This window comes from Arsukibacterium sp., assembly GCF_036735525.1.
Classification (GTDB): Bacteria; Pseudomonadota; Gammaproteobacteria; order Enterobacterales; family Alteromonadaceae; genus Alishewanella.
In genome coordinates this window covers 1-4,336 of record NZ_DAINOE010000140.1, presented here as the reverse complement: position 1 = coordinate 4,336, position 4,336 = coordinate 1, and the positions used below count along the sequence as shown (strand labels likewise).

The window sequence follows — 4,336 nt, the reverse complement described above, 5'->3', positions numbered from 1 at the left end:
CATATTATCCCAGTCAAAGCCATACATAGCCTGATCATGGTTCATGTGTAATGTAGCCAGCTGCTGACCCAGCAATCGCCAACCGCGTTGGCTGTCACTAACCAGTGGTAAGTATTGCAGCACCAAAAAGGCCTTGTCTAAGGTTTGGCCATAACACACCACGTCAGGCACCTTGATACAGTGTTGTTGTCTGAGTGCTTGCAGGCTCAGGGCTTCGGTTTCAAATTGCTCTAATTGTTCCCGTTGATTCAGTTTGACGAAAAACTGCTTACCCTGGCCGCTGATTTTAAACGCCAGATTAATATCACCACCAGTGAGTGGCGTTTTATGTTCAATGGTAAATTCAACATCCAACTCACTGCTAATTTGCTCTGCAATTGCCTGCCACATTTGTTGACTCCAGAGTTTATGCTATATTGAGTATGGCTTATTTCGCTGAAAAATCATTGATCGATATCTATTAACTGGCTCGTATAAAAAATTTTTTTACTCTTAGTGAATCTAAACAGCCTCCGGAGTTTTCATGCCTGCTATAGCCCCACGTTTTAGAGTTCAAGCTTTTAGTATTATGAATGCGATAAACATAACGTTGCTTTTGATGGCGTTATTGCTGGCAAGTTGGCACAGTACCTGGCTTCCTGCATTGTTAATTGGCTTGCCGGCCGCGCTGGTACCGCTGTTTTTATATAAGTTATTGGGTGATCAGCTCATTGCCAGGCTGAGTTTCGGTGTTAGTTTTATGTTTTTTGCTGCGCTGCATATTCACCAGTCTTCAGGCTTACTTGAAATGCACTTCGGGATTTTTGTGTTGCTCGCCGTGCTGATTTCTTTTCGTGATTATCTGGTTGTCCTGGTTGCTGCGGCCACCATAGCAGTGCACCATTTGCTATTCATGTACCTGCAAATGCAAGGCGCGGCTGTGTATTTGGTGCCTGAGCAAAGCCTTTCTTTGAATATCATATTATTACACGCACTCTTTGTAGTGGCTGAAGCTGCGGTGTTAGTGCTGATTTGCCGGCAAAGCTTACGCGAAGGGTTGGTAGGCCAAGCCTTGTTTAATGCTACCGAGAATATGTTAACTAAGGATAATAAAGTGGTGTTAACTCACCGTTGTGCCGATTTAAAGTCGCGCGTTATTGATAACTTTAATGCGGCTCAGGCCACGCTACAGTCAACCATTCAGACCATAGAACATCAGACTCAGGTGTTAAAAGCCGAATCCAGCAGTTTATTGCATGAAGGTGAGGCTCTGTCTGACAGCATGCTCAGCGAAATGAATGAAGTTGACAGAATAGCCTCAGCTACCGAGCAAATGTCACATAGCATAGAGGATGTGTTTAATTTATCGCAGCAGGTATTAAATTTTGCCCGTGAAGCTGAGCAAGCTGCTATTGATGGCAAGGCTTCGGTGGGCAGTACTATTGATTCAGTAAAACAGTTGGCACAACAATTAAGCGATACCGGCGATAAAGTTAACGATGTGGCAAGTGCGACTGTTGATATCCGCAAAGTGTTGGATGTGATCCAGTCGATTGCCGAGCAAACCAATTTATTAGCACTCAATGCGGCAATTGAGGCTGCCAGGGCGGGTGAACAGGGGCGTGGTTTTGCGGTAGTCGCCGATGAAGTGCGAACACTGGCGTCGCGCACCCGGGGCTCAACGGATGAAATAAAAAGTATGATTGAGCGCTTAGTCACCAATAGCTCGCAATCAGTTACCGAAGTAAAACGCAGTATAGAGCAGTTAGACAGTACCCGTGTTCATGCCCAGCAGAGCGGTGAATTATTACAGGTAATTTTACAGCAAGCGCAACAAGTCGCTACGTCATCTGATGTGATGTCAAACTCGTTACAGCAACAAAGTGCGTCCAGCAGTGAAATTGCCCAAAGTGCTCAGCAATTAAGCCAAATGACCTCTGAGCAAAAATCTCTGGGTGATAATGTACTGAAATGTTCTGATAAGTTATCGACCATTACCACGGCCTTGAGTGCTGAGTCTAAAAAGTTTGTCGTCTAATACCATGTTTTACATGACACCACGGCGTAAAGTTTGGCTGGCTGTGGTGGTGTTTTTGAGCTGGTTAATACTCAGTAGTGTCGCCTTGTTTTACTTTGGTAACCAGCACTACGGTCAATTTGATCCTAAGCTGCAAAATAACTGGCTTAACAGTCGCAGCTTTCAGTTGCACCAGCTAGGCCTTGCGGTGATGCCTGGTATTCAGGTAGTGCACGTACAACAAGCTAACTGTATTTGTAACAGCAGGGCTAAGCTGCATATCACTCAATTCGAAGAAAAATACCTGTTGGCTGCTCAGGCGCAAACTCAGCTAACGTACGATCAGGTGCTTCAGGCGGGTTTAACCTTGCCGGCCACGCCTGCGGTACTGGTTTTTCAGCATGGTGAGCTTATTTATGCCGGCCCTTATGCGACTGGCCCGCTTTGTTCTGTATCGGCCAGCATTATAGCGCCAATAATTACCAAAGCGGTGACCTTGCCTGGTCTTTGGCTAAATGGCGAAGCCAAAGCCTGCCGCTGCTTAGTCTCCTCAAACTAGTCAAGCCTGAGTAGTCAACTTCGCAGCCTAATGTTACTATAGCCGCGCTTTTTTGGATTTTACCTATGTTATTACTTAAGTTGTTACCTTGCATAGTCTGGCAAATGCCTTTTGGTATAAGCCATTAACTGTCTGACTGTGGGTGATGACGCTTCACTATTACACAAGTGACCCTTGGTATGGGCCACCACTGTTAAGGAATTATCATGCCAGTTATTACTCTGCCAGATGGCAGCCAGCGCGCTTTTGATCACACTGTTTCTGTTATGGATGTTGCCAAAGACATCGGCCCCGGTTTAGCCAAAGCCACCATTGCCGGTAAGGTGAATGGCCAGTTAGTCGATGCCTGCGACCCCATCACCACCGATGCCAGCTTAAGTATTATCACCAGCAAAGATCAGGAAGGCCTGGAGATTATCCGCCATTCTTGCGCGCACTTACTTGGTCATGCCATCAAACAAATGTGGCCTGGCGTGAAAATGGCCATAGGCCCGGTGATTGATAACGGCTTTTACTACGACGTCGATTTAGAACAGCCCATTAGCAGTGACGATTTAGCGGCTTTGGAAGCGCGCATGCTGCAGCTGGCTAAAACCGAATATGATGTCATTAAGCATAAAGTGAGCTGGCAAGAAGCCTTTGATACGTTTAAAGCGCGTGGCGAAAGCTACAAAATGGAAATCCTTGAGCAAAACGTCAGCAAGGACGACCAGCCAGGCTTGTATCACCATGAAGAATACATCGACATGTGCCGCGGCCCACACGTGCCGAATATGCGCTTTTGCCAGCATTTTAAAATAATGAAAGTGGCCGGCGCTTACTGGCGTGGCGATTCGAAGAACAAAATGTTGCAGCGGGTCTATGGCACCGCCTGGGCTGATAAAAAACAGCTGGCAGCGTATCTGTTGCAGTTAGAAGAAGCCGAAAAGCGTGACCATCGTAAAATTGGTAAGGCGCTGGGCCTGTTTCACTGGCAGGAAGAAGCACCGGGCATGGTGTTCTGGCATAACGATGGTTGGACCATATTCAAAACTGTCGAAAATTATATGCGCGAAAAATTAGTCGAATACGATTATGAAGAAGTAAAAGCGCCGATGATTTTAGATGTATGCATGTGGGAAAAATCCGGACATTGGGAAAAGTATCAAGATAACATTTTCTCCACAGAGTCTGAAAAACGCACTTATGCGGTTAAGCCAATGAATTGTCCTGGCCATGTTCAGATTTTCAATCAAGGCTTAAAAAGCTACCGCGATCTGCCTTATCGTATGGCAGAATTTGGTGTTGTCCATCGCAACGAACCATCAGGCTCGCTGCATGGTTTAATGAGAGTTCGTTCTTTCACTCAGGATGATGCGCATGTTTTTTGCACCGAGCAACAAATTTTCCAGGAAGTAACCAGTTGTATAAAAATGGTGTACGACGTATACCGCGACTTTGGTTTTGCCGAAAAAATCGCGGTGAAGTTATCTACCAGACCAGCGAATCGCATTGGTAGTGACGAGAGTTGGGATAAAGCTGAAGCTGCTTTAGCAAACGCTTTAGAAGCAAACAACTTGCCATTTGATTACCAACCAGGTGAAGGCGCATTTTATGGCCCTAAAATAGAATTCACCTTGTATGATTCAATCGGACGTGCCTGGCAGTGTGGTACTATCCAACTGGACTTTTCTATGCCTGCGCGGTTGGGGGCGAGTTACATTTCTGAAAGTGGTGAAAAGCAGGTGCCGGTGATGATTCACCGTGCAATATTGGGTTCACTTGAGCGTTTTATCGGTATT

At 45.9% G+C, this 4,336-nt stretch carries 4 protein-coding genes; 3 read left to right on the top strand and 1 reads right to left on the bottom strand.

Annotation, left to right across the window (positions count from 1 at the left end):
* Positions 1 to 390: fructosamine kinase family protein (locus V7D78_RS16200; protein ID WP_333609496.1), on the bottom strand; the 390-nt coding region annotated here is incomplete at its 3' end.
* Between the two features lie 133 nt (positions 391 to 523).
* On the opposite strand from V7D78_RS16200, the gene V7D78_RS16195 reads away from it, so the two are divergent.
* From V7D78_RS16195 to thrS, 3 genes are all read left to right on the top strand, one after another.
* Complete coding sequence (locus V7D78_RS16195) at positions 524 to 2,017, top strand: methyl-accepting chemotaxis protein (RefSeq protein ID WP_333609495.1); 1,494 nt, start codon at positions 524 to 526, stop codon at positions 2,015 to 2,017.
* Positions 1,989 to 2,555, top strand: a complete 567-nt coding sequence (locus V7D78_RS16190) for a DUF6436 domain-containing protein (protein WP_333609494.1) — start codon at positions 1,989 to 1,991, stop codon at positions 2,553 to 2,555. Before V7D78_RS16195 ends, V7D78_RS16190 begins: the two co-directional genes overlap by 29 nt.
* Positions 2,556 to 2,761: 206 nt before the next feature.
* A partial coding sequence (gene thrS / locus V7D78_RS16185; protein WP_333609493.1) for a threonine--tRNA ligase occupies positions 2,762 to 4,336 on the top strand: 1,575 nt, incomplete at its 3' end.